Below are 25,627 nucleotides of genomic sequence, written 5' to 3'. Positions count from 1 at the left end.
CCGTGTCAGGAGAGACCCTAGGGCACGGCAGACTGCGCGGCCATGGGGACAAGTCCCCATGGCCGCAGGAGAAGTCCTCGTGGCCCTCGCGCTACGGTGACCTCGTGAGCCTCGCCGACCCCACGCATGCCGAGCAGACCTTCTTCGCCGTTCTGAACAGGAACGACGAGGTCAAGAACGCGCTCACGATCGACCTGCCGGGGCGGGTCCTCGATCCGGAGGAGACCGTCATCGACACGAAGATCGGCGACATCCAGAACGACACCACCCCGATCCTCCTGGCCACCGACCGACGCGTCGTGCTCACCCGTCGACGTGCGTTCGGCTCGTGGAAGATCCTCAAGGAGGCGCCCGCTGCGCAGGTCGTCGGCGTCGACTACAAGCCCACCCTGCTGTCCGGGAAGCTGCGCGTCCACCTGCGCGACGGAGCGCAGATCGTGCTGAAGACGGCCACGAAGGACCACGCGGAGCGCTTCGTCTCCACCATGCACGGGCTGCTGGGGCGCTGACGACGCCGCGCTCCGGCCCTTCGCTCCCGCCACTCGTCGGCGAGGTCGACGGGAATCCTCATCAGAGCCTGCGCACGACCTCGAAGGTCTCGCACACCACCTCGGTGTCGTCGTCGATCGCGATCCTCGGCTCCCCGAGCGCTGCGATGAACTCGATCGAGGTCCAGAACTCCTCATGGCCCTCGCGCCAGGCGGCGGCGTCGGGGTAGCCCTCGCCCTCCCCGCGGGCGTGCTCATCGGTCACGTCGGCCAGGCGCACCACCTGCACGTCGCGGGTGCGGATCACCGCGATGGGGCGCTCGTCCGAGTCGACCACGACCTCCGCGGCGCCGGCGGCGGGCAGCGCCGCGCCCTCGCGCGCATACTCCTCGCGCAGCGAGGCGGTCGTGGTCTTCGCGCCGGCCAGGATCGCCCCGACCAGCTGGTCCCGCAGCGGCCCCGGGAAGGCGAACTCGGCGATGGGCAGCGTTGCCTCGTCGTCCGTCGGATCGTGCGTCATCAGAACCAGTCCGTCCCGCGCAGCCGCCGCGGCCGCGCATCGGGGTCGTCGGCGATCTTGTAGACGAGACGCCCCAGCGGCAGCTCGCGCGCGGGGATCGGCGTCCGCACGTACCGGCGCAGGCGTCCCGCGGGCCGCGGGCCCTGCTCACCGCCCTCGTGCCAGGCGTCCAGCCGTGCAGCGCTCTCCTCGAAGGCCCGCACCATGGCGTCCGGGTCCACGAGGTCGGCGTCGTCCCCGTCGGCCCGATCCAGGTGCTCCCGCGCGAGCTCGAGGCGCACCTCGCGGGGGAGGACCCGGGCGGCGTCGTCGTCGCAGCGCAGGCGCCGAGGCTCGCGCAGGTCCTCCTCCTGATCCACGAGCGCGCACGCGATCTCCGTGTCGTAGGTCCAGGACCGCAGGTTCACGTTGTCCGAGCCCACGGTCATCCAGACGTCGTCCACGAGGCACACCTTGGAGTGCACGTACACCGGCGTGCCCTCGTGGTTCTCGATCCCGAACACGTGGACGCGCTCGCCGCCGGCCTCGTGCAGCAGGTCCAGGGCGGCGTTGCGCGCGCTCATCGCGCTCGCGTTCGCGATCGTCGTGTCCGCGGTCGTGAAGGTCGACAGCACGATCACCAGGTGCGTGCCGGGATGCTGGCGCAGCGCGTCGGCGAAGCACGAGAGCACCTGGGGAGACCAGATGTACTGGTCCTCGAGGTAGATGATCCGCTCGGCGCGCGGCACCGCCTTCACGTAGGCGCGGGCGATGCTGCGCTCGCCCGACGGCGCGAAGGGGAAGCGCGGGCGCTTGGGCGGGTACGTGCGCAGCACCTGCGCGTCCACGGTGCCCGCGGGCGCCGGGTCCGGCTCCTGCAGGGGGAGGGGGTCGGCGTGCTCGTCGTCGCGGTGGATCTTCGCCTGGATCTGCGAGAGCGGGTCCAGCGAGGGCGGCGTCGGATCCTCCCAGCGCTCCCGGAAGGTCGCCTCGAGGTCCCCGACCGCGGGCCCGCGGACCTCGACCATCAGGTCGTGCCACGCGGGCGTGCTGCCCCAGATCTTCCCCATCGAGACGGTCTGCGGGTCGCCCAGGTGCCGGGCGTCGTCGCGGCGGGTGTGGCACAGGTCGATGCCGCCGCAGAACGCCGCGTCCCGCTCCGGCTGCCCGGGATGGCGCATCACCAGGAACTTCTGGTGCTGGGAGCCCAGCGGCAGCACGCGCTGGTCGAGGATGACCTCGCCGCCGGCGGCGCGCACGGTGTCCGCCAGGCTGCGGTTCTCCTCCTCGGAGTAGTGGATGGAGTCCAGGTGCGAGCGCCAGAAGAGTGCCTTGACCATGACGCCGCGGCGGGCGGCGTCCGCGATCAGCTCGACGATCGTGAGCTCGTCCTCACCGACCCGCTCCTCGGGGTCGCCGCGCCAGTCGGTGAACATCAGCAGGTCGCCGGGCCCCTGCGCGGTGATCAGCTCCCGCAGCCGGGCGAAGTACGCCGCGCCGTGCACATGCACGCGCGCCGTGTTGCCGCTGGTCAGCGCCTTCCCCTGGTGCCGATGGTCGAGACGGGTGAAGGGGTTGCCGCGCTCGATCGCGGAGAGGAACCAGTCGTCCGTGCTCATCCCTCCATCACACACCATCGCCCTGTGCGCGCGGGGCTAGGCTGGGACGGGCCTTCGGGCCCGCCATTCCGCCACCCCGCAACCGATGAAGGGCGAGCGCTCATGACGGCATCCGCGTCGCGCCGCGGCACCGGCAGCACCCCCGCGAGCACCGCACTGCTGACCGACATGTACGAGTACACGATGCTCTCGTCCATGGTCGAGGACGGCAGCGTCCACCACGAGGCCGTCTTCGAGGCCTTCGCCCGCCGCCTCCCCGAAGGGCGGCGCTTCGGCATCTTCGCGGGGCTCGGCCGCCTGCTGCCCCTGCTCGAGGACTTCGCGCCCGACGAGGAGGACCTCGCCTTTCTGCGCGAGGTCGGCGCGATCACCGAGGCCGCCGCGGAATACCTGCGGGACTGGACCTTCTCCGGCACCATCACCGCCCTGCCCGAGGGCAGCCTGTACTGGCCGCACACCCCGCTGCTCACGGTGCGCGGCACGCTCGGCGAGTGCCTGCTGCTGGAGACCCTCGTACTCTCGGTCCTGAACTTCGACTCCGCGATCGCCTCCGCGGCGGCGCGCATGGTCATCGCCGCCGGCGACCGGCCGCTCATCGAGATGGGCTCGCGGCGCGTACACGAGGAATCCGCCGTGGCGGCCGCCCGCGCGGCCTGGATCGCGGGCTTCGCGACCACCTCGAACCTCGAGGCCGGCCGGCGCTTCGGCGTCCCCGTAGCGGGCACCGCCGCGCACGCCGCGACCCTCGCGCGCCCCACCGAGCGCGACGCCTTCGCCGCCCAGACCGCGACCTACGGGCCGGGCACCACGCTGCTCGTGGACACCTACGACATCCCCGAGGGCATCCGCACCGCGGTCGAGGTCGCCGGGCCCGGGCTCGGCGCCGTGCGCATCGACTCCGGTGACCTGATGACCGTGGCCCCCGCCGCCCGTGCCCAGCTCGACGCGCTCGGTGCGACGAGCACGCGCATCACCGTGACCAGCGATCTCGACGAGTACGCGCTCGTCCACCTCGCGGGCGCCCCGATCGACGGCTACGGCGTGGGCACGCGCGTGGCGACCGGCTCGGACCACCCGACGGCCGGGATGGTGTACAAGCTCGTCGCCGTGGGCGACGGACCCGGCACGCCGCTGCGCAGCGTCCAGAAGCTCTCGGCCGACAAGGGATCGACCGGCGGCGCGAAGACCGTCTCCCGCTTCCCCGACGGCCGCGAGGTGTGGACGCTCGACGGCTCGGTGCCCGACGGCGCTGACCCCGTGCACGTGGACGTCGTCCGCGACGGGATCCCGCAGCCGGTCGCGAACGCCCAGGAGGCCCGCGAGGTCGCCGCCGCGAGCCTCGCGAGCCTGCCCGCCCGTGCCCGCGAGATCAGCGAGGGCCAGGCCTTCCGCGTGAGCGAGCAGTGGGACGGGGGAGAGGGGGCCGACGACGCACCCCGCACGCTCGTCGTGGTCGACGTCCAGAACGACTTCTGCGAGGGCGGGGCCCTGGGCGTGGCCGGCGGGAACGCGGTCGCCGAGCGCATCGCGGCGCACCTGGCCGAGCACGCCGCCGACTACGACCGCGTGGTCTTCTCCCGCGACTGGCATCTGGCCGAGGGCGACAACGGCGGCCACTTCGCCCTCCCGCCCGCGCAGCCCGACTTCGCGGATACGTGGCCCGTCCACTGCGTGCAGGGCACCCGCGGCGCCGAGTACCACCCGGCGATCCTGGGGGCTCTCGAGCGGCTCATCGGCAGCGGCACCGAGGTCGTCCACGTGGTCAAGGGCGAAGGCCGGCCCGACTACAGCCTCGCCCAGGGCCGCGTGGCGGGCGTCGACGGCGGCGCCCCCGCGGGCGGCACCGATCTTCCCTCCCTGTTCGCGGGCGACGTCGACGTGACCGGCCTGGCGTTCGACTACTGCGTCGCCGCGAGCGCCCGCGACATCGCCGCCCTGCCCGGCGCCGGCACCGTGCGGGTCCTCGAGGACCTCACCGCCGCCGTGCACCCCGAGGCCGACGCCGAGACCGCGCAGCACCTGGCGGAGGCGGGCATCCGGACGGTCTCGCCCGCAGCCTCCACAGCCCCGACCGCCTCCCGGAAGGACGCCTGAGATGCCCGGCAGCACCGCTCCCGCCGGCTATGACGCCAGCAAGCACCCGCCCTTCGCGGTGACGGTCGACCTCGCGGTCTTCACCATCCGCTCGGGCGCCCTCAGCGTCCTGCTCGTCCAGCGCGGCGCCGACCCGTACGCGGGCAGCTGGGCGTTGCCCGGCGGCTTCATCGAGCCCGACGAGGACGCGGCGACAGCGGCGGCGCGCGAGCTCGTCGAGGAGACCGGCATGGACACCGCCGGCTACCACCTCGAGCAGCTGCGCACCTACTCGGCCCCCGACCGCGATCCGCGCATGCGCGTGGTCTCCGTCGCCCACCTGGCCTTCGCCCCGGACCTTCCGGATCCCACGGCCGGGGACGACGCGGCGTTCGCGCGCTGGTGGGGCGTCGAGGAGATCCTCGAGGACCCCGACGCGCCCCAGCTCGCCTTCGACCACCTCGAGATCCTCACCGACGCCCTCGAGCGGGTGCGCGCGAAGCTCGAGTACACGACGCTCGCCACGCAGTTCCTCTCCGAGCCGTTCACCCTCGCCGAGCTGCGCAGCGTCTACGGCGCGGTCTGGGGAGCGCTCCCGGACCGCGGCGCCTTCATCCGCAAGGTGCTCTCGACCGACGGGTTCGTGGTGCCCGACGAGCGCTCGGGCGATGCGGCGTCCAGCGCCAGCCCGCAGCCGGCTCTCTACGCGCGCGGCGAGGCCCGGGCCCTGCAGCCCGCCCTGCTGCGCCCCCGCGCCGGCGACGAGGCCTGGGAGGGCTTCGGGGAGGTGTGATGACTGAGCAGCGAGAGGGAGGCGAAGCGGGTCTGCGTTCTTGCCGTTTCAAGGCCTGAACGACGCGCGGTACTCACGAGGTGAGACCCCGCGGTGTGCGCGGAAATGCGCGCGGAGGTTCGCCGCCGATCCGAGCCCTGCCCGCTGTGCGACAGCTTCGACAGACAGATGGTCTCGCTCGAGGAGTCGACTCGCGAGCGAGATGCGCTGATCGATGAGCCACGTCTTGGGAGACATCCCGGTGGCACTGCGTACATGTCGGGTGAACGAGCGTGGAGACATCTGTGCTCGAGCAGCCATCGCTTGGACGGTCACGGGTTCGTTCAGGTGATCCACTGCCCACTCCAGGGCCGGACGAATCGATGTCCCGCGACCGTCTCCGCTGCCGTCATTCGAGCGGTACTGCCGCTGATCGCCCGAACGATGGATCGGCATGACCATGAGTCGCGCTGCATGCAGGGCTGCGTCGGCGCCGTGATCGATGTCGACGAGACGAAGGCACAGGTCGATCCCGGCCGCGACCCCGCCGCTGGTCCAGATGCCCGCATCCTGTATGTAGAGGTTCTCCGGGACTACTTCGACGAGGGGCGCTCGGGACCGGAGGTCATGCGCGAAGTCCCAATGCGTGGTGGCACGGCGGTGGTCGAGGATCCCGCTGTCGGCGAGGATGAACGCCCCCGTGCAGATGGAGACGATGCGTACGCCGGCCGCGTGCGCCTCCCTGATGGCTCCGAGGACAGCCGGGGGACGGTTCTGAATGCGGTGGCCCGGGACGATGAGGGTGTGCGTTGTGGCCAGCACATCGAGAGAGTTCGTGACCTGCAGTGCATAGCCGCTCGACGTGGTCACCGGGCCCGCCTCCAGGCTGCACATCGTGACGTCGTAAAGGTGTCCCGTGCACTCTCCGAGCACCTGGGGCGCGATCGAGGCATCGAACCCGTTCACGCCGGGAAGGGTGAGCACCGCGACGCGTCGGGACATCTCGCCTCTGGCTGATTCCTTGTGCATGAGGGCGAGTGTGCCACTGGTGCCTCTCTTCCGATCGGACTGGGATGGGGTCATGAACACTCCCATCCAGTTCGCCGTCTTCGATGGCTTCGACGAGATCGACGTGTTCGGTCCCCTCGAGGTGCTCGCCGCTGCAGGGTACGAGGTGCAGTTGGCGGCGCTCACGCCGGGGACGGTCACGTCGATGCGGGGTATCCCGATCAAGGTGACCGCTGTTCTGCAGCCTGCGCACGGCCTGATAGTTCCCGGCGGGGGCTGGTTGGATCGAGCGCCTCGCGGGGCTCGCACCGAGGTTGCGAGCGGCCTCCTGGGTGCACGGCTGCGCGAGATCGCGGACTCCTGCCGATGGGTGGGGTCCGTGTGCAGCGGCGCGATGATCCTTGCGCACGCAGGCCTCCTGGATGGGAGGGCGGCTACGACGAATAGGGCATGCCTGGCTGACCTTGCCCCCTTCGTCGCCGAGGCCGTAGATGCACGTGTGGTCGACGATGGCGACCGAGTCACTGCTGGTGCTCTCTTCTCGGGCGTGGACCTCGGGCTCTGGATCGTCGAGCGCGAGCTCGGGTCGCGCTCATCTCGAGAGCTCGGAGCGCGCTGGGGATACGAGCGTCAGCAGAGCGTGTGGTTCGCTGATCCCCGGAGCCGGACGACTCCTCGGGACCGAGCACCCGCACAGGATTAGGCGGGGAGTCTGGCCTCTCAGCCCACGAGCGCGTCGATCTGGTCGATCGACTCGCGCGAGCCCTCTTCGACGCCCATGTCGATGACCTGCTGCAGGCCCTCGCGGGTGGGGTGGATCGAGACGTAGACGGCGCGGGTGCCGCCGTCGACCGAATCGAAGGTCGCGGTGTTCTCGGCGACCGGGAGGTCGGTGTTCACGGCGAAGCCGTTCTCCGCGTCCGCGAAGCCGTCGCGGTAGCGGAAGAAGCGCGGCTCGTCGACCTCGAGGATCTCCCAGAAGCCGCCGAGCTTCTCGCCCTCCGGGCCGGTCATGAAGTAGTTCATGCGTCCGCCGGGCGTGAGGTCGTGGTCGACGAACGTCGCGGGGTAGGTGGGCGGGCCCCAGATCCTCTCGAGCTGGCGCGGGTCGGCGTAGATCTGCCAGATCCGCTCGACGGGCGCGTCGAACTGCGCGGTGATGGTGATGGTCAGGGCGTCGAGGTCAGTGCTGATGTCGGTGACCGGCATGGTCGTCCTCCTGGTCGGGCCCGGAGGCGAGGAGCTCGTCGATCCGGGTGATGCGTCCGCGCCAGATCTCCTCGAGATCGCGCAGCAGGGCGGCGGCCGAGCCGACCGCCGCGACGTCGCCGCGGGCGAGGGACTCCCGCCCCCGGCGGCGCCTGGTCACGAGCCCCGCACGCTCCAGCACGACTACGTGCTTCTGGACCGCGGCGAGGCTCATGTCGTAGTTCGGCGCGAGGGCCGACACCGAATGCTCGCCCACCAGCACGCGCCGCAGGATGTCCCGCCGCGTGCGATCGGAGAGCGCATGGAACAGCGCGTCGGCGCGGTCCTCATCGATGTCGAGCACACGCACAACTTACAACCGATCGGTTGAAGGTTGTCAAGAGGTGGGGTGCGCCGGGCGCCCCTCTTGCCTATTGACCAAGCGGTCAATAGGGTGACCGCATGGCCGCATCGTCTCGCCTCCCGCTCGCCTCGACCCTCGCCGCCGTCTACTTCGCACTCGTGGTCGTGACGATCCCGGCGCTCATCGTCCTCACGGTCCTCGCCCCGCACCTCGCGCCGATCGACGCCTGGATCCATGCCGTGATCGTGCTGATCCTCGGTGTGCTGCTGCCGCTGCGGCTGCGCCGGGCCGGCACCGGGTCGCGATCCGCGCTGCGCGCCGCCGGCATCATCGCCGCCGTGCTGCTGCTGGCCAACGTGGTCGAAGCGCTGATCCCCGGACTCTTCCCGGCCTGGATGCGGGTGGAGATGATCGTCATCGCGGTGCTCATGGCCGGCGTCGTCACCAGCGTGGCCCTCGAGGCCGCACGCACGAGTCCCGGCGCACGGGCCGCGTGATGGCGGGTCGCCGGCTCCCGCCCGATCAGCGCCGCGCTCAGATCGTGCAGGCGGCCATCGATGCTGTGGCGGTCCGCGGCTTCGCCGCCGCCAGCCTCGAGGTGATCGCCGCCCAGGCGGGGGTCTCCAAGGCGCTCGTCGTCCACTACGCCTCCTCCCGCGACGCCCTCATGGCCGCGGCCGCGAGGACAGCGCTCGTGCAGCTGCGAGAGCGGGTCGCCCGGGACCTCGATGCCGAGGCCGACGCGGTGACCTTCCTGCGCGCGGCGATCAGGGGAGCGGCGCGGCTCGCCCGCACCCACGAGCGCGAGCTCGCGGCCCTCGAGCAGATCGTCGCCGGACTGCGCGATGAGCGGGGCGGGCCGGTGCTCGGCATCGCGGACATGGAGGAGACCTTCGCGGGTCAGGAGGGCATCTTCGCGCGTGGTCAGCGCGAGGGGGTCGTCCGCGTGGGGACCCACCCGCGCACTCTCGCCCTCGCCTACGAGGGTGCCGTCGAGGCCATGGTCTCCCACCTGCGCGCCCACCCCGAGGCGGACGCCGACGCGTTCGCCGAGGGAATCGCCGACGTCCTGCTGTCCGGGATCGCGGCGCGGGCCTGACGCCTCGACGCCCGGGGCCGACGGGTCAGTGCGCAGGCAGCTCGCCCTCGCCGGGCGTGACGCGCAGGTCCGCCTCCTGGATCGCCACGTCGTTGATCGACGCCTCGCGGCGGCGCATGTACCCGAGCTCGTCGAACTCCCAGAGCTCGTTGCCAAAGGAGCGCCACCACTGGCCGTTGTCGTCGTGCCACTCGTACTGGAAGCGCACGGCGATGCGGTCGTCCCCGAACGTCCAGAGGTTCTTGCGCAGGCGGTACGCCTGCTCGCGCTCCCACTTGGCGCGCAGGAACTCGATCACCTGCTCGCGCCCGATGAGGAACCGGTCGCGGTTCCTCCACACGGTGTCCTCGGTGTACGCGCCGGCGACACGCTCGGGGTCGCGCGTGTTCCAGGCGTCCTCGGCCGCCTGCACCTTCGCCCGCGCGGTCTCCTCGGTGAAGGGCGGCAGCGGCGGGCGCGGGGCGGGAGCGGGGCTCGCGGGATCGGTGCTCATCATGCGTCTCCTTCGTCGTCCCACACCGGCGGCGCGGGGTCGTACTCGATGCCGTGCTGGACATCCCGGGCGCGCTGCGGCGAGACCAGGCGCCCCACCAGGTGCAGCGCCATGTCGATCCCGGCGGAGACCCCGGCCGAGGTGACCACGTCGCCGTCGTCCACCCAGCGCTCGCCCTCGCGCACGTCGATGCTCGGATCGATCTCGCGCAGCAGGTCCACGGAGCCCCAGTGCGTGATCGCGGGACGGTCGCGCAGCAGGCCGGCGGCCGCATAGACGAGGGACCCGGTGCACACGCTCGTCATCAGCTCGGCGGTCCCGGCGATGCGGCGCACGCGCTCGAGGTGCGCCTCGTCCCTGAACAGCGCCCGCGTGCCGTGGCCGCCGGGATGCAGGAGCACGTCCACGTGCCCGAGCTCCTCGAGAGAGGTCGTCGGCGTGACGACCATGCCCTTCGCGGCCGTGATCGCGCCGCCGCCGACGCTCGCGGTGACCGCCCGCCAGCCGTCCTGGGGATGGTTCTGCGTCCAGTACGAGAGGACCTCCCACGGACCCACGGCGTCGAGCTCCTCGACGCCGTCGAACAGGAGTATGGCGATGGTCCGCGGGTCGGTGCTCGGGGTCATGGCTCGATCCTCGCGCGGGGCGGCCGCGAGCGCCAGGGGCCGGGCGTGCCGACCTGCGCGCCGCTACTCGCCTACCTCCCCGTCGATCGACTCGCGCAGCAGGTCCGCGTGCCCGTTGTGGCGCGCGTACTCCTCGATCATGTGCGTCATGATCCAGCGCAGGCTCGGACTGCGCCCGTCGGGGAACAGGCGCTTCGCCTCGATGCCCAGGCCGCCCTCCCCGTAGGCCCGGGCGGCGAGGTCGCGGGCGCGCTCGACCGACGCGGTCCACAGCGCGCGCACCTCGTCGGGATCGTCCTCGGTCGCGGTCTCCCACTCCCAGTCGGGCCGGGCCCTCCAGTCGACGGACGCCCAGGGCTCGCGCAGCGGCTCGTCGTGCAGGTCGCGGCTGAACCAATCGTCCTCGACATAGGCCAGGTGCTTCATCATCCCGGCGAGCGTCATGGAGCTCGGTCCGATGGTGCGCGCCAGCTGCGCGGCGTCGAGCCCGCGGCACTTCCACGCGAAGGTCGCGCGCTGGAAGTCGAGGAAACCGCGCAGGGTGTCCCATTCGTCGGCGCGGAACGGCGGGTCGAGGCGGCCATGCTCATCGAGGGGCTGCTGATCGGGTTCCGGTGTCATGCTCCGCGAGCCTAGACCCGTGCTCCCGCGGACGGCGCAGGATACGAACCGGGCGGAGAAGTCAACGTTGACCTTCGCCGCCTCCGTCCTCATAGTTGGTGGGTCTTCGAGAGGCGGGGTGCGTGGACGGACACACGAGTTCGGCAGGTCAGAGCGGCATCGATGCAGGTGGGAGCGAGGAGGAGCAGACGGCGGTCGAGCAGCGCGCGGTGGACCGCATGCATGCGCAGCTCGACCGGGAGGTGCAGGAGAGGACGGAGGCGCAGCGACGGGCGCTCGCGGCCCCCGTCGGCGGCCCGACGGATTCCCTGGCACGGGACGTCGAGGTGCACCGGCTGAGCGAGAGGATCCAGCAGCTGCGGGCGGCCGAGCGCTCGCTGTGCTTCGGACGCATCGACGGCAGCGGCGACGGGAACTCCGCGCCCGCGGACGGACTGCACATCGGCAGGATCGGCATGCGCACCGCGAACGGTGACACGCTGCTGGTGGACTGGCGGGCCGAGGCCGCGCGCCCCTTCTACGCCGCGACGATGCTCAGTCCGATGGGGCTGCGCCGGCGCCGCCACCTGCGCACGGACGGCCGGCGCGTCGTCGGCGTCAGCGACGAGATCCTCGACGGCAGCGCCCCGCTGCCCGGCGACGTGGTCGGCGACGGGCCGCTCACCGCCGCGCTCGGCGGACCCCGCACGGGACGGATGCGCGAGGCCGCCTCCACCCTGCAGGCCGAGCAGGACGAGATCGTCCGCTCCTCCCATCGCGGCGTGACCGTGGTCGACGGCGGGCCGGGCACGGGCAAGACGATCGTCGCCCTCCACCGCGCCGCCTTCGTGCTCTATGCCTGGCCCGCGATCGCCGGGCGCGGCGTCATGGTCTTCGGCCCGAACCGGCGCTTCCTCACCTACATCTCCGACGTGCTGCCCTCGCTCGGCGAGAACGACGTGCACCTGGCGACGCTCCCGGACCTCGTCGGCGCGGAGCCCGCGCGCACCGAGCCCGACCGCATCGCCCGCCTCAAGGGCCGCGCCGAGCTCGCGGACGCCCTCGCCGCGCACGTGCGCGACCACCAGCCCCGCGGGGTCCCGCTCGAGCTGCCCACCGCGCACGACACGGTCGTGCTGGACGCCGAGCACGTCGATGCGGCCCGGCGATCGGCCCTGCAGGGCGCGCCCGGGCACACCGAGGCCCGCGCCCTGTTCCTCGAGGCGATCGTGGACGACCTGGTCAGCGAGCTCGAGGCGCGCACCACGAGCGAGGACACCGCGTACGAGGCCGAGCTCGAGGCCGCATACGGACTGAACCTCGACCGCGCGGTCGCAGGCGACATCGCCCGGATGGGCGGCGACGGCGGGCAGGGGGCAGGCGCCGATCTCGACATCGACTGGGAGCAGATCCACGAGGACCTGCTCGTGGATCCCGCCATCGACCGCGCCGTCGAAGGAGTGTGGCCGCGCCTGGATCCGGCCGACGTGGTGCGCCGCGTCCTCACCGATCCCGCGGCGCTCGCCCGCGCGCTGCCGGAGGCGTCGGCCGAGGACCTCGCGCAGATGGCGGGAGCCGAGGGGCCCGGCGCGCCGACGGTCTGGACCCTCGCCGACCTCGCCCTGCTCGACGAGGCGCGGGCCCTCGTGGACGGGCCGCCCGAGGAGGTCGTCGGCCACATCGTCGTCGACGAGGCCCAGCAGCTGTCCCCGATGCAGTGGCGCGTGCTCGTGCGACGCTGCCCGGAGCGCTCGATGACGGTGGTCGGCGACCTCGCCCAGGCGGGGCCCACCAGCACGATCCGCAGCTGGGGCGAGGCGCTCGGCCCCTTCGTCCAGGATCGCTTCGAGCATCGGACCCTGAGCATCAACTACCGCACCACCGCGGAGATCCTCGAGTCCACGCGCGAGCTGCTGGCGCGGATCGCCCCGCAGCAGCGGCTCTCGCGCTCCCTGCGCCACGGCGAGGAGCCGACCCGGGTGCCCGCATCGCGCGCGAGCCTCTTCGAGGACCTGCGGCGCTCGGTCGACGACCTCCGCGAGATCGACCCCGACGGCCTCGTCGGCGTCATCACCGCCGCCGAGGACGCCGACGGAGCGATCGAGGCCCTACCCGGCGGCGTCGCGAGCGTGATCGCCGCGCCCGAGGCGCGCGGACTCGAGTTCGACAGCGTGATCGTCGTGGACCCCGCCGCGATCGAGGCGGCGGGGGATGCGGGCGCCCGGGACCTCTATGTGGCGCGCACCCGCGCGACCCACCGACTGGTGACCCTTGAGCCGGGATGGAATGATCCCCAGTCATGACCCTGATCCTCCTGGGCACGGCGATCGCGCTGATCGTCGGTGCCGTCGGCACGCGGCTCTACACGAGCCTCGCCAAGCGCAGGGGGTGGGCCCAGTTCGTGCGCATGGACGGGCCGACGACCCACCTGTCCAAGCGCGGCACCCCGCAGATGGGCGGGATCGCCATCATGGGGGCGACGCTCGCCGGCTACCTGCTCGCGCACCTGGTCACGTGGTCGCCGCCGACGGTCTCCGGGATGCTCGTGCTCTTCCTGATGCTCGGCGTCGGGTTCGTCGGCTTCCTCGACGACTGGACGAAGATCCGCCAGGAGCGCTCCCTCGGGCTGCGATCGTGGCAGAAGCTGCTGGGCCAGACGGCGGTGGCCGTCGTCTTCGCCCTGCTCGCCACCCGGTTCGCCCGCGACGGCATCACCCCGGCGAGCTTCCGGATCTCCCTGGTCCGCGACACGGCGATCGACCTGGCCGCGTTCGGTGTGATCGTCGGGACCCTCCTGTTCGTGGCCTGGGCGGTCCTCATGATCACCGGCGCCAGCAACGGCGTGAACCTCACCGACGGCCTCGACGGCCAGGCCGCCGGCGCCTCCGCGATGGCCTTCGCCGCCTACGCGTTCATCGGGATCTGGAAGTCGCTGCAGAGCTGCCGGGCAGCGGTCGAGCCGGGCTGCTACGAGGTGCGCGACCCCCTGGACCTGGCGCTTGTCGCCGCGTGCCTCGCCGGCGCCTGCATCGGCTTCCTGTGGTGGAACACGCCGCCGGCGATCCTGTTCATGGGAGACACCGGCTCCCTCGCCCTCGGCGGGGCCCTCGCGGGCCTCGCGATCATGACCCGCACAGAGCTGCTGATGATCGTGCTCGGCGGCCTGTTCGTCTTCGAGACCGTCACCGTGATCCTGCAGGTCGGCTTCTTCAAGCTCACCAAGCGGCGCAACAACGGCGTGGGCAGGCGCCTGTTCCTCATCACCCCCATCCACCACCACTTCGAGATGCGCGGATGGAGCCAGGTCACGGTCTCGATCCGGTTCTGGCTGATCAGCGCGATCTGCGTGGGCGCGGGGCTCGCGATCTTCTACGGCGAGTGGGTGCTGCGGGCGGGCTGAGCGGGGCTGTCGGCCGAGGGGCCGACGGGCGCGCGGCGCTCGGCCCTCTCGCCGGCGGCGCGGCGCAGCACCTTCGTGAAGCGCCTGGGCCGGGAGAGGTTCGCGAGGTGCCCGGCGTCCTCGAGGATCACGAGGCACGCGTCGCGCGCGGCCTCCAGGAACAGGGCTTCGTGCCGTCGGAAGGGATCCTGCGCTCCGTTGACGAAGGTCAGGGGCCCGTCGATCGCGGCGACGTCGGCCAGCAGGTCGAGCGAACCGATGGTGCGCACCACGCCCCGGACCACCCCGTGGGCGCGCCCGCCCCCGTAGTAGCGCCGCGCCGCCTTCTCGCTGTGCCGACGCGCGAAAGCGCGGGCGACCCTTGCGTCGGAATCCCCGGGGATCCAGTCCTTCATGCTGATCCACAGCCCATAGATCCGGGCGAGCGCCGGCCCCGGGACGATCGTGCAGTCGGCGGCGACCACGCCGGCCAGCCGCCCGGAATGCGCGCCGGCCCAGTGCAGCGTGAGGAAGCCGCCGAGCGACAGCCCGACCAGCAGCGGCGGCTCGCCGCATGCGTCCACGGCCTCGTCGATCGTCGCCAGCGCGCCCTCGAGGGTGAACGGCTCGCCCCGGCGCCGGCCGTGCCCCGGGAGGTCCGGCGCGATCACCGTGTACCCGCGCCGGCGCAGACGACGGGTCTGGCCCTTCCACATCGTCCGCGAGGACCGCACGGCGTGGATGAGGACGATGCTGCGGGTGCTGTCGCGTGCGACCGACTCGCTGTCGTGTCCGACCGTCTCGCTCAGGTGCACAGGCTTCCCCGCTCTCGCACGTTCTCGGCTCTCGGGCGATCGACGCTCCCACCCACGCCCATGATCGGGCATCCAGGGCGCGCTGTCAGCGGTCGCGGGGCGGGATGATGCCGCGTCAGGAGGGCAGGGGCGTGGCGGTGAAGACGTCGTCGGGGTCGAAGCGGGCCTTCGCTCTGCGCAGGCGATCGGCGTGGCCGCCGTACGAGGCCGCGACCTGATCCGTGAACTGCGGAGCGAGGAAGTTCGGATAGCCGCCGGGGAGGGCGAGCGGCTCGAGGGTGCGCCGCACCGCCTCCGCCCACTCGACGTACGGCTCCGGGTCCTCCCCGTCGGTCCATCCGGCCGAGATCTCCAGGGCCACGTGCTCCTCGCGCCGGCCGAAGGCGGTGGCATCCGCCGGCACGTCGGTCGCCGCGCCGTGGAACTGCCGCATCCCGATCCCGGCGCCGGGACTCGGCCGGCCCTCGACCGCGGCGAGCAGCGCCTGGATGACCTCGGGGGTCAGGGCGCGGACCGTCCGCGCGCGCATGCACCAGTGCATCCCGTGCGGCACCTGCTGGTCGAAGCCCGCGAGCAGGTCCTGCTGAGTCGTCGGCTCCATGTCCTCGACGAGGGGAGTGCCGAGTCCTCGCACCGCGTCGAGCGCGGGGCCCGCCCCGTCGGGCTCGCCGGACCACACCGCGACCACGAGCACGCTGGGGCCGACGTCGGGAACGTGCGTGAGCTCGGCGAGGAGGGTCAGACCGCGGATCCCGCGTGCGATGAGCTCGGCGCAGCCGTCGAGCACCGTCGCCGCCTGCGACCCCGGGAAGAGCGCGGTCCCGCCGACGATGCCGCGGTCCCGGTGCAGGGCGATCCGCATCGACGTCACCACGCCGAAGTTCCCGCCGCCGCCCCGCAGCGCCCACAGCAGCTCCGGATCCTCCTGTGTCGAGGTGACCGTGCCGTCGGCCAGGACGACCTCCGCCCCCAAGATGTTGTCGCAGGCCAGCCCCGCCGTCCCCAGCAGAGGGCCGTAGCCGCCGGCGAGGGAGAGGCCGGCCAGTCCCACCGATCCGGCGGTGCCGGTCGCGGCGAGCAGCCCGCGGGGGCTCGTTTCGGCGACGAGGTCACCGGCCAGGGCGCCGCCGCCGACGACGGCCTCCGCGCCTTCGATCCTCACGTCGCGCAGGTCGGTGAGGTCGATCGTGAGTCCGTCGGCCGCCAGGGAGCGGCCCAGCCAGTCGTGGCCCCCGCCCCGCACGGCGAGGGGAGTGCCGTGCTCCCGGGCGATCCGGACGAGCGAGGACACCTGGTCGGTGCTCGTCGGCCGGGCGATCACGGCGGGTCTCGTCGTGACCCCGCCGTTCCACAGGTCGAGCGAGCGGGCGTACATGTCCTCGCCGGGCCGGGCGAGGGCGATCTCCGAGTGTCGGGCGCGGAGGTCGGTGACGAGGTCGTGCTGGCTCATGCGGGTCCCTTCTCTCGGGTGGGGCTGACAGGTTCATCAGAGACCGTGTGGTCGGCACAGGGTCAAGGGGTGGGTGCGTCGAGGATGTGGGCGTGTGCATCGATTTCTGGACATGCGCAGTGATTCCTCCACAAGGGGGTGTTCTCCACGGGGTTATCCACTGAGGAGCGTGCGGGAGCGGAGGAGAGGGAGTCTTTCTCCGGCTTATCCACATCCGCGATTGCGGTCTGGTGTTCCGCGGGAATGCGGGATATAATCGGACATATCGATCAAGGGTGAGCGGCAATGGGTTCATGGGCGAAGTCGCCGGAATCTGTGTTCTCGTCTATCGATTCAGAGCCTTCGAGTCGCGCACTATCGCGCGGGGTCGTGCAATGCCAGGGAGGAGGTGGGCGGTGTGAGTGCAGTCGAACAACCGGAGCCGCAGGGTCGTCTGGACATCCCCGGGCAGTCGGCGGTCGAGTCGACGTTCGCGATCCTGGACGACTTGGAGATGATGACCGAGCGTCAACGCGAGGACATGCACGTCCACACGCCCCGCTTCGTCGCCGCACCTCCAGACGGCGTCCGTCCCGTGTTCATCGTGAAGGAATCGAAGAAGCCGGTGTGCCGCGATGTGGTGGCGCGCAGGGTGGATCCGCGCCCGGATGTGGAGCTGACCGCGCGGGTCCGCGCGCTCTGGGACGAAGGGGTCGATGAGTCGCACGAGCTCTCCCGGCGATTCGCGGCTCTGGCGCCGTTCTGGGTGGGACGTGAGGACACGGACGCCGACCCGTTCGAGGTCGAGCAGCAGGACCTGATGGTCGCGGTCGCGATGCGCTGCACCCGCGGGCAGGCTGCCAAGGCAATCACCGACGCCCACCGGGCCGTGGACCTCCTGCCGCGCTGCACCCAAGCCCTGGAAGCGGGGGAATTCCCTGCGGAATGGTTCCGCACCCTGTTGCGGCGGACCGCGGATTTCACTCCTGCGGAGATGGTGCTGGTGGATGTCACGGTCGCGTCGTGGTGTTTGGCGATCATGCCGCGGGTGTTCACGAAATGTCTCGAGCTCTTGGTGGCGAAGATTCGGCAGCGGCATCCGAAAGAACCCGAAGAAGTCGCCGCCGCCCGTCGCCGCATGGTCCTGGACCCCGGAACCCTCGACGGGGTCGCGTCCCTGCGGATCATCGGCCCGGTCCCGGAGATCAAGGCATTGGCCGGGAAGTTCGACCAGGCCGCGCGGGCGATCCAGAACGCCCAGCGCCACGCTCTCATCGAGGGCACAGAAATCCCTCTGGATCCGGACCGGCAGGTCGAGAACGAGGGCATGCCCCTGTCCCTGAACCTGATCCGCTACCACCTTGCTCACGCGGCGCAGCTCGACACCGGCGGGATCACCGTCCCCGAAGCCCGGTTCCGTTTGAACGTCCTGGTCCCCTTCCTCACCCTCGTCAGCGGCGACGACGCCCCGGGCGTGCTCGAGGACGGGACCCCGATTCCCGCGCAGATGGCGAGAGAGATCGCCGGGACGAGTGACGAGTGGTTCCGGGTCCTCACCGACCCGTCGACGGGGGAGTTCCTGCCGCGGCCGGCGGAGAAGTACCGGCCGACCGGGGCGATGCTCGAACACCTCCGCCTGCGCGGCCAGTCCTGCGGCGTCCCCGGCTGCGAACGCGCAGCCTCCGTGGCCTCCGAAGCCGATCACATCGTGGAGTACGACCACGAACACCCCGATGCCGGCGGTCGGACCGCGGTGGAGAACCTGCATTTCCTGTGCTGGTTCCACCACGCGATGAAGACCGCCGGCAAGCTCGACCCCATCCGCGTGGAGGCGGACGAGTCGCCGGCAGGGATCGCGGGCACGGTGTGGGAGATGCACGAGCGGCTCCGCGTGTTCCGTGAGGACGACACCGACCTGCTGACACCACAAGCCGTCGCCCAACTCGGCGCCCTCTCGGACGTGATGCAGCGCCGGCAGGACGACTTCGAACAGCGCCGCGATGCAGAAGGCGCTCCAGGGATCGATTCACCGCAGACACCTGATCCCTCGCGTCTGGACTCGCCCTGGCCGATCAAGGCTGGTGTTCCGGACCCGTGGCCCCGCGTGGACATGGACGAGGCCGGCGCCCACGATCTCGAAGAAGTCCCCGTCGAGAAGTCCGTGCGACATCGGTACCAACCACCCCCGACGTTCCACTACGACGGGGACCTCCCCATCAGCGCCTCCGTACGAAGACCGCGCAAGCAGCAGGATCCACTTCCGAAGTTCGACCCCGGACCACCACCCTTCTGACCCACCGGCCCGACCAGGCCACGGGGCGGTGGATCACCTGAGCACCGAGGTCAGCGCACCCACCAGCACCACCCTCACCTGCAGAGGGGCACATCACCGTGCCCCTCTGCAGGCATGCCCGAAACGGTGAGCAGCTGCTGGACGGTCCCCATGCATCGCCCTGCCCGCATGGAACACTGATCCGCAGACCACGGCGGGTCCGCGCCCCCGAGGCATCGATGTTCGCGCGCGGTCCTGCAACGACTCATCGACGGACCGAGAGGATGCATGGATGGGCCGCGAGGATCGAGCGCAGGCACGACGGTGGGGCGCCGCTGCATATGACGGCGCCGTCGGCAGGCGCGATGGCAACTGCTTCGTCTTCGCCGAGATGGCCTTCATCGCCGTGATCGCCGGGATGTACGCCTCGATGGCGCATGGACTGTCGACGCCCACCGCGATCGCCATCGGCATCGGCGTCTTCGTCGGCGGCGGGATCCTGCTGCTGCTCCCGGTCGTGGGGCTCATCGTCTCCCTGCTGCTGTCCGTCGGTTGGGGCATCATCGCCGGGAACATCGCCTTCCACGTCGGCAACCAGCTCCTCGGCATCATCGTGGGCATCGTCGTCGGCCTGATCGTCGCGGGACTCCACGTCGGCTTCCGCGACTGAGCTCTCCGCCGGACTCGCCGGCGACTTCCACCGCTGCTCCCTCGGCACGCCTGCGGGCTCGGCCCCTTGCGCTCTCTCGCCCCTCCGCGATCCCGCGGCGTGCGAGGATCGGACCTCGGCGGCACGCGCGACCACGAGGCGGAGGAGCATGAGGATGCGGACGATCGGCATGCTGGGCGGGATGAGCTGGGAGTCGACGGCCGAGTACTACCGGCTGGCCAACCAGGCGGTGCGCGAACACCTCGGGGGGACGCACTCGGCACGGATCGTGCTGGACTCCGTCGACTTCGCACAGATCGAGGCCATGCAGGAGGCCGGGGACTGGGACGCGGCCGGGCGCCTGCTCGCCGAGCGCGCCCGTGCCCTCGAAGCAGCCGGCGCCGACCTCCTGGTGCTGTGCACGAACACGATGCACCTGGTCGCGGACGCCATTGAGGCCGCCGTCGACATCCCCCTGCTGCACCTCGTCGACATCACGGCCGGCGCCGTCTCCCGCGCCTCGCTCTCGCGCGTGGGCCTGCTGGCCACCGCCTTCACCATGGAGCAGGGCTTCTACGTGGAGCGGATGCGCGAACACGGCATCGACGTCATCGTCCCCGACGCCGAGGACCGCGCGCTCGTGCACCGCGTCATCTACGAGGAGCTCGTCGTCGGCGTGGTCAGCGAGACCTCCCGCCGCGAATACCAGCAGGTCATCCAGCGGCTCGTCGACCGCGGCGCACAGGGGATCATCCTCGGCTGCACCGAGATCGAGCTGCTCATCGGCGCCGACGACGCCCCGGTCCCGGTGTTCCCGACCACGCGTCTGCACGCGCAGGCCGCGGTGGACGCCGCCCTCGCGGACTGACGGGCCCGCTCGGATCGGCGAGTTTCAGGAAGCGTCGGCCCCGTCGGCCCCGCCAGCCCCGCCGAGGTCGGGCAGGTGCAGCGACCCGTCCTCCGCGAGCGGGAAGCCGGGGTTGAACGCAATCTCCCACTGATGGCCGTCGGGGTCGGCGACGCAGCCCGCGTATCCGCCGTAGAACGTGTCCGCGGGGGCGCGGGTGACGGTGCCGCCGGCCTGCTCGGCCCGTGCCACGAGTTCGTCGACCTCGCCGGGAGCGCGCACGTTGTGCGCCAGGGTGATGCCGTCGAACGTTCCGTCGGCCGGACGGTCCAGGACACCCGAGTCCGCGGCGAGCTTCTCGCGGCTCCAGAGGCTCAGGACGAGCCCACCGGCCTGGAAGAAGACCGTCTCCTCGATCTCCTGCCCGCGCCAGCCGAGCGCCTCGTAGAAGGACCGGGCCCGCGCGAGGTCCGCGACGCCGAGCGTGATGAGGGAGATGCGCTGCTCCATGGGAGCGAGACTACTGCGCGCCCCCGCTCGTCCCCTCGCGCGTGCCCGTGCCCGTGCCCGCGGTCGCAGGTGCCGGCGCCTCGTCCTCCGGGGCCGTCGAGCGGAACCGCCCGCTCAGCGGCAGCATCAGCACCGCGGCGAGCAGCGGGCCGATCGCGAGGGTCACGAACGCCGAGTACACCGAGCCGGTCGAGGCGAACACCGCGCCCACGACCGTCGGCACCACCACGCTGCCCAGCTGCCAGACCGCGTTGAGCGTGCCCGCGGCCGAACCGGAATCGGCGGCGCCCGCGTAGTCGAGGATCAGGGCGTTCTGGATCGGCGAGTAGCAGTAGGCGGCGAAGCCCAGCACGGGCGCCGCGATGTAGAACGCCGGCAGCGTCCCCAGGGCGCCGAAGACCAGCAGCATCACCGCGAAGAGCACCAGGATGCCCGCGGCCAGGTACTTGCGGTGGAAGGGCACCCGCCCGGCGACCAGGCCGATCACGGGCTTCATCACCACGGCCGTGATCGCGAACAGGGCGACGATCCCGCCCGCGTGCACCGGGTCGATGCCCTTGCCCTCGATCATCAGGGTGTTCGACCAGGTGATGAACCCATAGGTGCCCCACAGCGAGCAGAACCCGGCGATGCCCAGCACGATCAGGTCGCGGCTGCCCAGGACCCTGCCCAGGTGCGGGGTGCGCGGGGCCGACGGCGTCGCGAACTCCGCGCCGGCGGCCTGCGGCGGACGCGACCGGTGCAGCACCGCGATGACCAGGCCGAGCACGATCGAGATGACGCCGAACAGGTGGTAGGACAGCCGCCAGCCGTGCTCGGCGATCATCGTGGGCACCACGAGGTTCGCGACCACCGTGCCCAGCGAGGTCGCGGTCGTGAAGAGGCCGACGGCGAAGGTGCGCTCGCGCCCCGTGAACCACGAGGAGATCGACTTCGCGCCCGCCGAGTAGTCGGCGCCGGCGAAGAAGCCGACGAGGGCCTGCGCGACGAGCCCGAGCGCGAACGACTCGACGCTGCCGAAGAGCACCATCCCGGCGCCCGCGAGCACCATCGACGCGGTGAGCACCACGCGCGGGCCCACCCAGTCCGAGGCGAGCCCGCCCAGGAAGTTCGAGACCACGTAGCCGATGTAGTAGCAGGTGGCGAACACGCCGAGCGACGCGAGGGCCACCCCGAGGGCCTGGCCGACGCTCGGGGCCGCCGGTCCCCACACGGAGCGGTCGAGCGAGGTCATGGTGAACGCCGCCCAGGCGAGGACGAGGATCAGCCAGCGCCGCGGGTGCGGTGCCGGCAGGGCGGAGGGCGTGGCGGTGCCGGGCGCGGGCGAGGAGGCGGGAATGGAGGTGGTCATCGGGATTCCTGACGCGTCGATGCGGGGGAGGGGACGGAGGGGGTGGGGATCGAGGAGGATGGGGTCGCGAGCAGGGGCAGGACCTGCTCGAGGATCGGCTCGGCCGGGGCGAGGGTGCTCGCGTGGGTGCGGCCGGGCAGCGGGACGAAGCGCGCCGCGGGCATGACGGAGGCGGCGTGCTGGGACTCCTCGAAGCGGGGATGGTCGCGGTCGCCGGCCATCCACAGCGCGGGCACGGGGCACGCGGCGAGCTCGGCGTCGGGGATGCCGGGGGTCGTCTCGGTCGCCGTGAACAGGGCGGCCATCGCGAGCGGATCGGCGGCGAGGAAGGCGGTGCGGGTGCCGCGGTCCCGTCGGCCGCTGACCCCGGGCCCCAGGCCCTGCGCCTCGCAGAAGCCCTCCATGCCCTCCTCGCGCAGGGTCTCGACGGTGCCCGGGAAGAACACGGTGTCCACAGAGCCGTGCTGCGCCGAGGCGGAGCCGCCGAGCGAGACCAGGTGGGTGATGCGCTCGGGCCGGCGCATGGCCGCGGTGGCGGCGATGCGGGCGCCGAGCGAATAGCCGATCAGGGCCGTCCTCTCGATGCCCTCGGCGTCGAGGACGGCCATCAGGTCGGCGACGAACGCGTCCTGCGTATACGCCGACGCCTCGTGCGGGGCGTCGGAGCGGCCGTGCCCCCGCAGGTCGAGGCGGATCACCGTGTGCTCGGCCTTCAGGGCGTCGACATAGCCGTAGGCGCGCCAGATCGCGCGCGAGAGCACCGAGCCGTGCAGGAGGACGACGGCGGGGCCGGTGCCGACGACGTCATAGGCGATGGTGGCGCCATCGGCGGGGGAGGGGATCTTCGGCACGGGCCGACGGTAGTCCCCGGCGCGCGGGAGCGGCAAAGCCGTCCCGCGCGCGGGGAACCCGCGGGGCCTCGATCAGTGGCCGACGGGCGACTCCTCGACCTTCGCGAGCTGCGAGAGGTCCTCGGGGTCGAGCCGGATGTCGTCGACCGCGAGGTTGTCCTCGAGGTGGGCGGGGGAGGCGGTGCCGGGGATCAGCAGCACGTTCTCGTACTGGGCGAGCAGCCACGCGAGCGCGACCTGCGTGGGCGCGACGCCGTGCTTCTGGGCGACGGCCGCGATGTGCACGTCGGCCGCGATCTTCGCCGGACCGCCCGTGAAGGCCGAGCCCAGCGGGAAGTAGGGGACGAAGGCGAGGCCGTGCTCGCGGGCGACGTCGAGCGCCTCCTGCCCGGAGCGGTCCAGGATCGAATAGGGGTTCTGCACCGAGACCACGCCGGCCGCCTCGACCGCGCGCCGCACGGTCGCCGCGGTGACGCTCGAGATCCCGATCTCGGCGACCTTGCCCTGCTCGCGGAGCTCCACGAGCGCCGCCAGCTGCTCCTCGAGGTCGGGCTCCTCGCCACCGGGGGCGTCGAGCTCGTAGCGGCGCAGGTTCACCATCGCCAGCTGCTCGGTGTCCAGGGTGCGCAGGTTCTGCTCGACCTGCTCGACGAGCTGCTCGGGGCGGCCCGCGGGCAGCCACTCGCCGCCCTCGCCGCGCTGCGCGCCGACCTTCGTGACCAGACGCAGGGTCTCGGGGTAGGGGTGGAGGGCCGCGCGGATGAGGTCGTTGACGACGTCGGGCCCGTAGAACTGGGCGGTGTCGATGTGGTCCACGCCGAGCTCGACGGCGCGGCGCAGCACCTTCCTGTTGTTCTCGGGATCGGCGGGCGGCCCGAAGACCCCGGGGCCCGCGAGCTGCATGGCGCCGTATCCGACGCGGCGGACGGTGAGGTCTCCGATGTGTCCAGTGCTCATGGGGGCCATCCTGCGCCTCGGATGCTGGGAGCGCCATCCGGTGCGCTGTGGGCGGAATGCGCCGTGGCAGTCGACGTCCGGGCCCCGCGCAAACGCCTCGCCATCCGCGGCGCCGACGCGTAGATTCGCCCGCCATGAGCACAGGAGCGCCCTCGCGGCCCGATGCGGCCGACGTCTTCGACCACCTGCGTTCCGAGGACGGCGAGCACGTGGGGTTCATGGAGATGACCGCCGACGGCGGCTTCGTCCCCTACGACCTGCTGTGGCAGCGCCGCGGCGAGCCGATGGAGCTCGACGAGGCGGAGGCCGTGCTCGACGGGATCGGCCTGCGGCTCCTCGCCGAGGACTGGCTGCTGCGGGAGGACACGGGCTGGACGCGCGTGCGCATCCGCGAGATCGACCGCGACCGCGTCGTCGTCGGTCGCACGGTTGAGAGCATGTCCGCGCACGTCGCGAAGGCCATCGACCTCGTGGGCGGCATCGAGGTCCCGCTGCCCACCGACCGGCTGCGGCGCGCGGACGACGAGCGCTGAGGGAGAGCCATGCATCTCGAGAACATCGTCATCGACGCCGTCGACCCCCACCGGCTGGGGCGCTTCTGGCAGCAGCTGCTGGGCACCGAGCCGCTCAGCGACGGGCCGGAGGGGTTCGAGATGCGGGTGCACCTCGGCCCTGCGGTCGAGCCCGCCCCGGGCGCCTTCCTCGACATCTGCCTCCAGCCCGTCCCCGTGCCGCCGCGCGAGCCCCTGCGGCTGCATCTCGACCTGCTGGGCGGGCCTGCGCAGGCCGACGTCGTCGAGCGCGCCCTCGCCCTCGGCGCACGCCGCCTGGACATCGGGCAGGGCGATGTGCCGTGGGTGGTGCTCGCCGACGTCGAGGGCAACCCCTTCTGCGTGATGCAGGAGCGCGAGGCCTACCGCGGTACGGGGCCGATCGCCGCGCTGCCGCTGGACTCGGCAGATCCCGCGCGCGACCGGGACTTCTGGTCGTGGCTCACGGGATGGTCGCCGGTCGAGGGCGTCGCCGACGCCTCCCTGCGCCACCCCTCGCGCCGCGGGCCGCTGCTCGAGATGTGCGCGGAGCCCGCGCCCAAGGCCGCGGTCGACGGCAAGAACCGGATGCACCTCGACGTGCGCCTCGCGCCCGGGGAGGACGCCGACGAGGTCGCCGCGGGCATTGCCGCCCGCGGCGGCGCGGAGCTGCACCCGGAGTGGGGCGATCTGCCCTGGCGGGTGTTCACCGACCCCTCGGGCAACGAGTTCTGCGTGCTGCCGGCTCCGTCGGCCGCCTGAGCGCCGGGCCCGTCAGCGGGCCGTCGGGAACATCTGCGCGCGGGCGTCGGACGAGGAGATGACCTCCTTGCCGAAGGGGAAGCACGTGACCGGGATCAGCTTGATGTTCGCCCAGGCCAGCGGGATGCCGATGATCGTCACCGCCTGCGCGACGGCGGTGAGCACGTGCGCGATCGCCAGCCACAGACCGGCGATCAGGAACCAGATCACGTTGCCCACCGCGCTCATGGCGCCGCCGCGGTGGGTGTCGACCACCTCGCGGCCGAAGGGCCAGATCACGAAGCCCGCGATCCGGAAGGATGCGAGGCCGAACGGGATCGTGACGATGAAGATGCAGGCCAGGATCCCCGCCAGCACGTAGCCGAGGAACAGCGACCAGCCGGCGGTGAGCAGCCAGATGATGTTCAGGATGAGGGTGAGGATTCCACGCATGCCCCGATCGTAGG

At 71.9% G+C, this 25,627-nt stretch carries 28 protein-coding genes; 13 read left to right on the top strand and 15 right to left on the bottom strand.

Features of this window, described 5'->3' with window-relative positions:
- Positions 1 to 2 precede the first annotated feature (2 nt).
- Positions 3 to 509, top strand: coding sequence for a PH domain-containing protein (locus FHG10_RS13415; protein ID WP_193636315.1), 507 nt, complete (start codon positions 3 to 5; stop codon positions 507 to 509).
- A 61-nt stretch (positions 510 to 570) separates the two neighbouring features.
- On the opposite strand, the gene FHG10_RS13410 is transcribed toward FHG10_RS13415, so the two are convergent.
- Together FHG10_RS13410 and FHG10_RS13405 are read right to left on the bottom strand one after the other, a co-directional pair.
- Positions 571 to 1,008 (bottom strand): ASCH domain-containing protein, encoded by a 438-nt coding sequence (locus tag FHG10_RS13410; protein WP_152353842.1) that lies wholly within the window; start codon positions 1,006 to 1,008, stop codon positions 571 to 573.
- Positions 1,008 to 2,606 carry a phospholipase D family protein gene (locus FHG10_RS13405; protein WP_152353841.1) on the bottom strand — a complete coding sequence of 533 codons (1,599 nt, stop codon included), beginning with the start codon at positions 2,604 to 2,606 and terminating at the stop codon, positions 1,008 to 1,010. Before FHG10_RS13405 ends, FHG10_RS13410 begins: the two co-directional genes overlap by 1 nt.
- 102 nt (positions 2,607 to 2,708) lie before the next feature.
- Between FHG10_RS13405 and FHG10_RS18465 the strand changes: the two genes are divergently transcribed.
- Entirely contained in the window at positions 2,709 to 4,700 is a 1,992-nt protein-coding gene (locus tag FHG10_RS18465; RefSeq protein ID WP_152353840.1) for a nicotinate phosphoribosyltransferase, read from the top strand.
- A gap of 1 nt (position 4,701) precedes the next feature.
- Positions 4,702 to 5,472 carry an NUDIX domain-containing protein gene (locus FHG10_RS13395; RefSeq protein WP_152353839.1) on the top strand — a complete coding sequence of 257 codons (771 nt, stop codon included), beginning with the start codon at positions 4,702 to 4,704 and terminating at the stop codon, positions 5,470 to 5,472.
- A gap of 48 nt (positions 5,473 to 5,520) precedes the next feature.
- Here FHG10_RS13395 and FHG10_RS13390 read toward each other — a convergent pair whose 3' ends face one another.
- On the bottom strand, positions 5,521 to 6,480 hold the full coding sequence (locus tag FHG10_RS13390; RefSeq protein ID WP_193636314.1) for a GlxA family transcriptional regulator: 960 nt from the start codon (positions 6,478 to 6,480) through the stop codon (positions 5,521 to 5,523).
- Positions 6,481 to 6,532: 52 nt separating this feature from the next.
- Here FHG10_RS13390 and FHG10_RS13385 point away from each other — a divergent pair, with 52 nt between their 5' ends.
- On the top strand, positions 6,533 to 7,162 hold the full coding sequence (locus FHG10_RS13385; protein WP_193636313.1) for a DJ-1/PfpI family protein: 630 nt from the start codon (positions 6,533 to 6,535) through the stop codon (positions 7,160 to 7,162).
- A 17-nt stretch (positions 7,163 to 7,179) separates the two neighbouring features.
- On the opposite strand, the gene FHG10_RS13380 is transcribed toward FHG10_RS13385, so the two are convergent.
- Together FHG10_RS13380 and FHG10_RS13375 are read right to left on the bottom strand one after the other, a co-directional pair.
- Complete coding sequence (locus tag FHG10_RS13380) at positions 7,180 to 7,668, bottom strand: SRPBCC family protein (protein WP_152353836.1); 489 nt, start codon at positions 7,666 to 7,668, stop codon at positions 7,180 to 7,182.
- Positions 7,643 to 8,011, bottom strand: coding sequence for an ArsR/SmtB family transcription factor (locus FHG10_RS13375; RefSeq protein ID WP_152353835.1), 369 nt, complete (start codon positions 8,009 to 8,011; stop codon positions 7,643 to 7,645). Before FHG10_RS13375 ends, FHG10_RS13380 begins: the two co-directional genes overlap by 26 nt.
- A gap of 98 nt (positions 8,012 to 8,109) precedes the next feature.
- Here FHG10_RS13375 and FHG10_RS13370 point away from each other — a divergent pair, with 98 nt between their 5' ends.
- A complete protein-coding gene (locus FHG10_RS13370) occupies positions 8,110 to 8,508 on the top strand; it encodes a hypothetical protein (protein WP_152353834.1) in 399 nt (132 codons plus the stop codon).
- Positions 8,509 to 8,552: 44 nt separating this feature from the next.
- Positions 8,553 to 9,110 (top strand): TetR family transcriptional regulator, encoded by a 558-nt coding sequence (locus tag FHG10_RS13365; RefSeq protein WP_193636312.1) that lies wholly within the window; start codon positions 8,553 to 8,555, stop codon positions 9,108 to 9,110.
- Between the two features lie 25 nt (positions 9,111 to 9,135).
- Here the strand turns inward: FHG10_RS13365 and FHG10_RS13360 are convergent, their stop codons facing one another.
- The 3 genes from FHG10_RS13360 to FHG10_RS13350 form a co-directional block, all read right to left on the bottom strand.
- A complete protein-coding gene (locus tag FHG10_RS13360) occupies positions 9,136 to 9,603 on the bottom strand; it encodes a nuclear transport factor 2 family protein (protein WP_152353832.1) in 468 nt (155 codons plus the stop codon).
- On the bottom strand, positions 9,603 to 10,229 hold the full coding sequence (locus FHG10_RS13355; RefSeq protein WP_152353831.1) for a DJ-1/PfpI family protein: 627 nt from the start codon (positions 10,227 to 10,229) through the stop codon (positions 9,603 to 9,605). Before FHG10_RS13355 ends, FHG10_RS13360 begins: the two co-directional genes overlap by 1 nt.
- Positions 10,230 to 10,292: 63 nt before the next feature.
- Positions 10,293 to 10,850, bottom strand: coding sequence for a DinB family protein (locus FHG10_RS13350; RefSeq protein WP_152353830.1), 558 nt, complete (start codon positions 10,848 to 10,850; stop codon positions 10,293 to 10,295).
- Between the two features lie 122 nt (positions 10,851 to 10,972).
- Between FHG10_RS13350 and FHG10_RS13345 the strand changes: the two genes are divergently transcribed.
- Both FHG10_RS13345 and mraY read left to right on the top strand, forming a co-directional pair.
- Positions 10,973 to 13,132 carry a HelD family protein gene (locus tag FHG10_RS13345; RefSeq protein WP_227488251.1) on the top strand — a complete coding sequence of 720 codons (2,160 nt, stop codon included), beginning with the start codon at positions 10,973 to 10,975 and terminating at the stop codon, positions 13,130 to 13,132.
- Positions 13,129 to 14,229: a phospho-N-acetylmuramoyl-pentapeptide-transferase gene (gene mraY, locus FHG10_RS13340; RefSeq protein ID WP_152353829.1), complete on the top strand. Its 1,101-nt coding sequence runs from the start codon at positions 13,129 to 13,131 to the stop codon at positions 14,227 to 14,229. Before FHG10_RS13345 ends, mraY begins: the two co-directional genes overlap by 4 nt.
- Here the strand turns inward: mraY and FHG10_RS13335 are convergent.
- Positions 14,199 to 15,023, bottom strand: coding sequence for an alpha/beta fold hydrolase (locus FHG10_RS13335; protein ID WP_193636311.1), 825 nt, complete (start codon positions 15,021 to 15,023; stop codon positions 14,199 to 14,201). The two genes, mraY and FHG10_RS13335, sit on opposite strands and share 31 nt — an antisense overlap.
- Positions 15,024 to 15,138: 115 nt before the next feature.
- Positions 15,139 to 16,473, bottom strand: a complete 1,335-nt coding sequence (locus FHG10_RS13330) for an FAD-binding oxidoreductase (RefSeq protein WP_227488250.1) — start codon at positions 16,471 to 16,473, stop codon at positions 15,139 to 15,141.
- A gap of 397 nt (positions 16,474 to 16,870) precedes the next feature.
- Here FHG10_RS13330 and FHG10_RS13325 point away from each other — a divergent pair, with 397 nt between their 5' ends.
- The 3 genes from FHG10_RS13325 (at position 16,871) to FHG10_RS13315 (ending at position 20,241) form a co-directional block, all read left to right on the top strand.
- Positions 16,871 to 18,745, top strand: coding sequence for an HNH endonuclease signature motif containing protein (locus FHG10_RS13325; protein WP_152353827.1), 1,875 nt, complete (start codon positions 16,871 to 16,873; stop codon positions 18,743 to 18,745).
- Between the two features lie 271 nt (positions 18,746 to 19,016).
- Positions 19,017 to 19,394 (top strand): hypothetical protein, encoded by a 378-nt coding sequence (locus FHG10_RS13320; protein WP_152353826.1) that lies wholly within the window; start codon positions 19,017 to 19,019, stop codon positions 19,392 to 19,394.
- Between the two features lie 148 nt (positions 19,395 to 19,542).
- A complete protein-coding gene (locus tag FHG10_RS13315) occupies positions 19,543 to 20,241 on the top strand; it encodes an aspartate/glutamate racemase family protein (protein WP_319803212.1) in 699 nt (232 codons plus the stop codon).
- Positions 20,242 to 20,265: 24 nt separating this feature from the next.
- Here the strand turns inward: FHG10_RS13315 and FHG10_RS13310 are convergent, their stop codons facing one another.
- The 4 genes from FHG10_RS13310 to FHG10_RS13295 all read right to left on the bottom strand — a co-directional run bounded on the left by FHG10_RS13310 (position 20,266) and on the right by FHG10_RS13295 (position 23,889).
- Positions 20,266 to 20,730, bottom strand: a complete 465-nt coding sequence (locus FHG10_RS13310) for a VOC family protein (protein ID WP_152353825.1) — start codon at positions 20,728 to 20,730, stop codon at positions 20,266 to 20,268.
- A 10-nt stretch (positions 20,731 to 20,740) separates the two neighbouring features.
- Positions 20,741 to 22,081: an MFS transporter gene (locus FHG10_RS13305; protein ID WP_227488249.1), complete on the bottom strand. Its 1,341-nt coding sequence runs from the start codon at positions 22,079 to 22,081 to the stop codon at positions 20,741 to 20,743.
- The gene (locus FHG10_RS13300; protein WP_152353824.1) at positions 22,078 to 22,932 is read right to left on the bottom strand and encodes an alpha/beta fold hydrolase; all 855 of its coding nucleotides are present in this window, start codon (positions 22,930 to 22,932) and stop codon (positions 22,078 to 22,080) included. Before FHG10_RS13300 ends, FHG10_RS13305 begins: the two co-directional genes overlap by 4 nt.
- 72 nt (positions 22,933 to 23,004) lie before the next feature.
- Positions 23,005 to 23,889 (bottom strand): oxidoreductase, encoded by an 885-nt coding sequence (locus tag FHG10_RS13295; RefSeq protein WP_152353823.1) that lies wholly within the window; start codon positions 23,887 to 23,889, stop codon positions 23,005 to 23,007.
- A gap of 134 nt (positions 23,890 to 24,023) precedes the next feature.
- On the opposite strand from FHG10_RS13295, the gene FHG10_RS13290 reads away from it, so the two are divergent.
- A complete protein-coding gene (locus FHG10_RS13290) occupies positions 24,024 to 24,422 on the top strand; it encodes a serine/threonine protein phosphatase (RefSeq protein ID WP_152353822.1) in 399 nt (132 codons plus the stop codon).
- Between the two features lie 9 nt (positions 24,423 to 24,431).
- Positions 24,432 to 25,181 (top strand): VOC family protein, encoded by a 750-nt coding sequence (locus FHG10_RS13285; RefSeq protein WP_152353821.1) that lies wholly within the window; start codon positions 24,432 to 24,434, stop codon positions 25,179 to 25,181.
- A gap of 12 nt (positions 25,182 to 25,193) precedes the next feature.
- On the opposite strand, the gene FHG10_RS13280 is transcribed toward FHG10_RS13285, so the two are convergent.
- The gene (locus FHG10_RS13280) at positions 25,194 to 25,613 is read right to left on the bottom strand and encodes a YccF domain-containing protein (protein ID WP_152353820.1); all 420 of its coding nucleotides are present in this window, start codon (positions 25,611 to 25,613) and stop codon (positions 25,194 to 25,196) included.
- Between the last annotated feature and the right edge of the window lie 14 nt (positions 25,614 to 25,627).

Origin of the sequence: Brachybacterium subflavum (assembly GCF_009299795.1) — a bacterium.
GTDB classification, from domain to species: Bacteria; Actinomycetota; Actinomycetes; order Actinomycetales; family Dermabacteraceae; genus Brachybacterium; species Brachybacterium subflavum.
The sequence above is the reverse complement of the archived record's forward strand: the minus strand, read 5'-3'. Positions and strand labels throughout refer to the sequence as shown.